The sequence below is a fragment of the Novosphingobium sp. UBA1939 genome (genome assembly GCF_002336885.1).
Taxonomy (GTDB): domain Bacteria; phylum Pseudomonadota; class Alphaproteobacteria; order Sphingomonadales; family Sphingomonadaceae; genus Novosphingobium.
On the sequence record NZ_DDFB01000130.1, the window covers coordinates 669 to 6356 of the forward strand.

Here is a 5688-nt window from a genome sequence, read left to right on the forward strand (position 1 = left end):
GGCGTGACCGGCGACTACAGCCGGGGCGCTTCGGGCTTCCGCATCGTCAATGGCGAGATCGCCGGGGCGGTGGCCGAATTCACCGTGGCCGGCAACCTGATCGACATGTTCGCGGCGCTGGTTGCGGCGGACGATCTCGACATTCATCGCGGCATCGATGTGCCGACGCTGCGCATCGACGGCCTCAGCATTGCCGGGGATTGAGGCCAGCATTGAGGCCACCGGGGCCACGGGGCGGGGCCGGCTCGGAACTTTTGCCCCCCCGGCGCGCTGTCGGGCGCATATGGCCGTTTTTTCCTTTTCGCCTCGTCGCCTGCCCGCCCTGATCCTGTCGCTGCTGGCCGCGTCGATGACGCCGGCCGGGCCGGTTGCCGCGCAGAGCGCATCGCCCGCCGCCAGCACGTCTTCCTCCGCATCCGGCGGCGCGATCGCCTCCACCGTTTCGGCCGATGCGGACGCGCAGATCGCCGCGCGTATCCGCGGCATCTTCGCCGAGATCGGCAGCCTCAACGGGATCGACGTGCGCGTGGCGTCCGGCGTCGTCACGCTCAGCGGGCAGGTTGCGGACGAAAACGCGATCGCGCAGGCGCAGGCGATCGCCGGGCGCGTGGCCGGCGTCGTGACCGTGCAGAACCGCGTGACCCGCAATCTGGCCGTGGACAGCAATCTCGACCCGGCGCTGAGCGGCGCGCGCGGCAAGTTCGCCGGGCTGGTCGCAGCGCTGCCGCTGATCGGCGTGTCGATCGCGGTGGCGGTGCTGATCGGGATGCTCGGTTACGCGATCGCTGCCCGCAAGAACCTGTGGCACCGCGTCGCGCCCAATCCGTTCCTGGCCGAACTGCTTGCCAGCGCGATCCGCTTCACGTTCGTGGTCGCGGGGATCGTGCTGGCGCTCGACATCGTGGGAGCCACGGCGCTGCTTGGCGCGGTGCTGGGCGGCGCGGGGGTGTTCGGCATCGCGGTGGGCTTTGCCGTCAAGGACACCATCGATAACTACATTTCGTCGCTGATGCTCTCGATCCGCCAGCCTTTCCGCGCCAACGACCATGTGAAGATCGATTCGTGGGAAGGCCGCGTGGTGCGCCTGACCAGCCGCGCCACCGTGCTGATGACGCTGGATGGCAACCACCTGCGCATTCCCAACAGCACCGTGTTCAAGGCGGTGATCGTCAATTTCACTACAAACCCGACGCGGCGCTTTGCGTTCGAGGTGGGCATCGATCCGGCCGCCGATCCGGCGACGGCCCGCGCGGTGGCGCTGGAGGCGATGCGCGGGCAGGATTTCGTGCTGCCGGCGCCGGAGCCGTCAACCGAAGTGGTCAGCATCGACGGAGCGACGCAGGTGCTGCGCTTCACCGGCTGGGTGGACCAGACGCAGACCGGTTTCGGCAAGGCGCGGACGCTGGTGATCGAGGCGGTGCGGCGCGCGCTGCGCGAGCAGGGCTTCGCGCTGCCGGACACGGTCTATCACGTGCGCATGGAGCAGGATGCCGGCGAAGCGGCGCCAAAGGCCGAGGCGCCGCCGGTCCAGGCCGCCGGCGCCGAGAGCGTGGCGCCCGAGCATCATATCGCAACGATGGTCGATCGCGAGCGCGCGGGCAATGCGCAGGGCCGCGATCTGCTTGACGCCAGCCGCCCCACCGAGTGAGGCGGCCGGTCGGTCCGCAAAGGGTCAGTCGACCTTGGCGGTCTTGGCAGCCTTGGCGCGTTCGATCGCCTCGATCGTGATGCGCTTGGCGTCGTCGGCGCCGCCCCAGGTGCCGATGCGCACCCACTTCTTCTTTTCCAGATCCTTGTAGTGGGTGAAGAAGTGCTCGATCTGCTCCATGACGATGCCGGGCAGGTCGTCCTTCTCGGCGACGTCGGAGTAGTAGGGGAAGGTCTTGTCGTCGGGCACGCAGACCAGCTTCTCGTCGCCGCCGGCTTCGTCTTCCAGGTTCAGCACCGCGATGGGACGGGCGCGCACGACGCAGCCGGGGATGAAGGGCGAACGCGAGATCACCAGCGCGTCCAGCGGATCGCCATCGGGCGAAAGCGTGTGCGGCACGAAGCCGTAGTTTGCCGGATAGCGCATCGGCGTGTGCAGGATGCGATCGACGAACAGCGCGCCCGAAGCCTTGTCGAATTCGTACTTCACGGGTTCGCCGCCGGTGGGCACTTCGATGATGACGTTGAGAGTCTCGGGCGGGTTGTCGCCAGTCGGAATCAGGTCGATGCGCATGGTTTGCCTATGGTTTGGCCCCGAAACGGCGGCCGGTTCGAACACGATGGAGCCGCCTCTAGCGTCGCGCGTTGTGCGCCGCAACAATACTTATCGCCAGGAAATCGATCGGATCGGCTGGCTCAATGGCCGCCGCCCAGCGCGTTGATGGTGAAAGCGATCACCCCGATGTTGAACACGAACGCGGCGAACGAATGCAGCGTGACGATGCGCCGGATCGCCTGGCTGGTGATCGCGGTGTCCGATGTCTGGAACGTCATGCCCAGGGTAAAGGCGAAATAGGCGAAATCGAAGTAGTCCGGCGTGTCCGTGCCTGGAAAATCGAGGCCTCCGGTGTCCTTCCCGTCATCGCCGCCGCGCACGTAGTAGAGGTGCGCGTAGTGCAGCGCATAGACCATGTTGGCGAAGAGCCAGGTGAGCACGAGCGTGCCGACCAGCTTGACCAGCCCTATGTGGTTGCCCGCGCTGGCGCTGGGCAGTTCGGCGGCGATCGCCGCCATCACCACCAGCGTGAGCACCGTGGTGATGGCCAGCACCACCACCCTGTTGGCGTCGTTTTCCTCCGAATGGCGGCGCATTGCGGCGGCATCGCATTCGCGCAGCAGCGGCCACAGCGAGACGAGGAAGGCGGTGGCGCCGAAATCGAAGCCCATCGCCAGCGAATCGGCCATGCCGTGCCCGCCGAACAGATTGCGCCAGCCGGCGAAGCCCGCAATGCTCAGGATCAGGAACAGGACGAAGCGCGCCGGAGCGAACCGCTGGCCGAGCGCCCACCGTGTTCCCGTTCCCGAAACCATGGTGCTAGCGCGTCGTCCGCTTGGGCGAGAGCAGGATGTCCAGCCCGGTGGGCGCGGTGCCCGGCGCGGCGCGTTCCAGCCAGGGCCAGCGCAGCCCGTCATGGTAATCGATCGACACCGTGGTGACGCGGTCGTCGCGCCGGATCGTCAGGTCCAGCGGCTTGGCGCCGCCGGCGGCGTCGGTCTTGGCGGCGGTGATCGCCTGCTTCAGCGTATCCTGATCGTAGGTCAGGCCATTGACCGCGACGATCTGCACGCCGCTTACCACGCCGGCCTTGAACGCGGCGCTATCCCAGCGGCAGGAGGTGACCTTGCCGTCCTTGTCGATCGTCACGCCGATCGAATGGTAGAGCGAAAGCGCCTTGCTGTCCGCCGCGCGGGCCTTGTCGAACGGGTTCGGTTCGGCCTTCCACACCAGCTTGTAGCCGCCGCGCTCGATCCCGCCGAGCGGTGCGGGCTGGCCCGGCGTCTGGATGCGGGTCTTGAGGAAGCTGGCCCAGTCATAGGGGAACACGCCGTTCAGCGTGGAAACCACGTCCTCGAACTCGTAGGGCACCACGCCCCAGTCGCCATCGCGGATGCCGAAGAAGGCCTTGGCGAAATCGTCCAGCCCCTTCTTGCCGGCGGTGCCCTGCCGGATGATCTGGTCCGCTTCCAGCCAGACCAGCGCGCCTTCGGTGTAGTACTCCTCGTTGCGGGCAAGGGAACTGAACGGCTTGGGCTTGCGCGCGGCGAAGACGGGATCGTGCGTGGTGTCCTCCACCGAACGCCATTCGCGGCCCGGATACTGGGTGAACAGGCCGGCGTTGTTGGCCAGCATGCCCAGCACGGTATCCTTGGTCTGCACGCCCGACCGCGCGGCCAGCACATAGCCCCAGAACTGGTCCTGCCCTTCATAGACCCACAGCAGGTTGTCCTGCATCGGCTGGCGGTAATCGGGCGTCCACAGCTTGGCCGGGCGGCGGAACTTGCCGTCCCAGCTGTGCGAGAATTCGTGCGGGATGACGTTGCGGTCCCAGTCGTTCGCGGCCCAGTCGATCCAGGTGCGCGGCTCGTACTGGTTTTCGCTCGACCGGTGGTGCTCCAGCCCGATCCCGCCCATGCGGTCGGTCAGCGCCAGCAGCAGGTCGTAGTGGTCGAAATGCTTCGCGCCGTAGAGCGCCAGCCCTTCGTCCACCAGCGCGCGGTAGGTGGCGAGGTTTTCGGGCTTTATCGCCAGCAGCTCGGGCTTGTCGGCAATGGCATCGAGCCAGACCGAATTGCCGAGGAAGAAGCGCTGGGCGTGAAGGCCGGCGAAGATCGGGGAATCGACCAGCGTCTCGTAATCGGTGACGTCCCAGCTCACGCGGTTGCCGGTCTGCTTCTTGCCATCAAGCGCGGTGAACACCGTCCAGCCATCGGGCACAGCCACCGTAGGCTGCACCCGGATCTGGCGGACATAGTGTCCGGCGGGATAGAGCGACATCTTCTCCCACTGCAGGTTCAGCATTTCGCGCGTCATGGTCACGCGGCCTTCGGAATCGCGCAGGGGCGAGGTGTGGACCATCCGCGCCTCGATCGCGGGCGTGCCGGCCGGCACGTCGACATGGAAGGCATAGACCTCGACCGGATCGCGCGTCCACGTCAGCACCTTGCCGCCGGCGGTGAAGCGCACGTCGGCGAGTTCGGACAGCGGCCCGCGCGGGCCGTGGTTGCCGGGCAGCCATTGCGGATAGAGCAGCGTCAGCCGCGTCGCGCCGGGGGGAACAGGGATCGTCTCGGTCACGCGGTAGGCTCCGCGCGTCACGTCGGTGGCGTCGATGTCGAGCCGGATCGTGCCGGGAAAAGGCTTGTCCTCGGGATCGGGCACCTGGCGCACGATGGGCACCGCCATCGGCTTCGTGTTGGTGGCCGGCTGGACCTGGGCATGGGCCGGAAGGGCGGAAGCGGTGACGAGAAGCGCGGCGAGAAGGGCCGGGGCCTTGAAGGAATTTGCCATGGCGCCTTCATGGCGCGAACCGGTTCCGTCCGCAACCATTGCCGAGCGCCCTTTTCGTGGGACCACAATGCGGCTAATCGCGCGGGCCATGAGCCAGATTCAGACGCCCCAGGCCATTCGCGGCACGCAGGACATTTTCGGTGCCGACGCCGAAGCCTTCGCCTTCGTGGTCGAGACCTTCGAACGCGTGCGCAAGCTGTACCGCTTCCGCCGCGCGGAAATGCCGGTGTTCGAAAAGACCGCCGTGTTCAGCCGCTCGCTGGGCGAGACGACCGATGTCGTGTCCAAGGAAATGTACAGTTTCGAGGATCGCGGCGGGGAATCGCTGACGCTGCGCCCGGAATTCACCGCCGGCCTTGCCCGCGCCTACCTGACCAACGGCTGGCAGCAATATGCCCCGGTCAAGGTGGCGACGCACGGGCCGCTGTTCCGCTACGAACGGCCGCAGAAGGGCCGCTACCGCCAGTTCCACCAGCTCGACGCCGAAGTGATCGGCGCGGCCGAGCCGCAGGCGGACGTGGAACTGCTGGTGATGGCGGACCAGCTGCTGAAGGAACTGGGCATCGCCGACGGCGTGACGCTGCAGCTCAACACGCTGGGCGATGCGGAAAGCCGCGAGGCGTGGCGCGCCGCGCTGATCGAATACTTCCGCGCCGTGAAGGGCGAACTGAGCGAGGATTCGCAGGAGCGGC

General features: G+C 67.1%; 6 protein-coding genes. 3 read left to right on the forward strand and 3 right to left on the reverse strand.

Annotated features, from left to right (window positions below; all coding sequences use genetic code 11):
- Both B3547_RS17210 and B3547_RS17215 read left to right on the forward strand, forming a co-directional pair.
- Window positions 1-204 (forward strand): metallopeptidase TldD-related protein (locus B3547_RS17210; protein ID WP_292965078.1); only part of this gene is annotated, 204 nt, incomplete at its 5' end.
- Between the two features lie 79 nt (window positions 205-283).
- Window positions 284-1648 carry a mechanosensitive ion channel family protein gene (locus B3547_RS17215; protein ID WP_292965081.1) on the forward strand — a complete coding sequence of 455 codons (1365 nt, stop codon included), beginning with the start codon at window positions 284-286 and terminating at the stop codon, window positions 1646-1648.
- Between the two features lie 24 nt (window positions 1649-1672).
- Here the strand turns inward: B3547_RS17215 and ppa are convergent, their stop codons facing one another.
- The 3 genes from ppa to B3547_RS17230 form a co-directional block, all read right to left on the reverse strand.
- The gene (ppa, locus tag B3547_RS17220; RefSeq protein WP_124810107.1) at window positions 1673-2221 is read right to left on the reverse strand and encodes an inorganic diphosphatase; all 549 of its coding nucleotides are present in this window, start codon (window positions 2219-2221) and stop codon (window positions 1673-1675) included.
- Window positions 2222-2343: 122 nt separating this feature from the next.
- Window positions 2344-3018, reverse strand: a complete 675-nt coding sequence (locus B3547_RS17225) for a DUF1345 domain-containing protein (protein ID WP_292965085.1) — start codon at window positions 3016-3018, stop codon at window positions 2344-2346.
- 4 nt (window positions 3019-3022) lie between these two features.
- Window positions 3023-4996 carry a M61 family metallopeptidase gene (locus tag B3547_RS17230; RefSeq protein ID WP_292965088.1) on the reverse strand — a complete coding sequence of 658 codons (1974 nt, stop codon included), beginning with the start codon at window positions 4994-4996 and terminating at the stop codon, window positions 3023-3025.
- An 88-nt stretch (window positions 4997-5084) separates the two neighbouring features.
- Here B3547_RS17230 and B3547_RS17235 point away from each other — a divergent pair.
- The coding region (locus B3547_RS17235) for an ATP phosphoribosyltransferase regulatory subunit (RefSeq protein WP_292965091.1) at window positions 5085-5688 on the forward strand (604 nt) is incomplete at its 3' end.

What these genes read in the sequence shown, in the direction of transcription:
- B3547_RS17215 (WP_292965081.1), top strand. Translation starts at nt 284, where the DNA reads ATGGCCGTTTTTTCCTTTTCGCCTCGTCGCCTGCCCGCCCTGATCCTG.
- ppa (WP_124810107.1), bottom strand. Translation starts at nt 2,221, where the DNA reads ATGCGCATCGACCTGATTCCGACTGGCGACAACCCGCCCGAGACTCTC.
- B3547_RS17225 (WP_292965085.1), bottom strand. Translation starts at nt 3,018, where the DNA reads ATGGTTTCGGGAACGGGAACACGGTGGGCGCTCGGCCAGCGGTTCGCT.
- B3547_RS17230 (WP_292965088.1), bottom strand. Translation starts at nt 4,996, where the DNA reads ATGGCAAATTCCTTCAAGGCCCCGGCCCTTCTCGCCGCGCTTCTCGTC.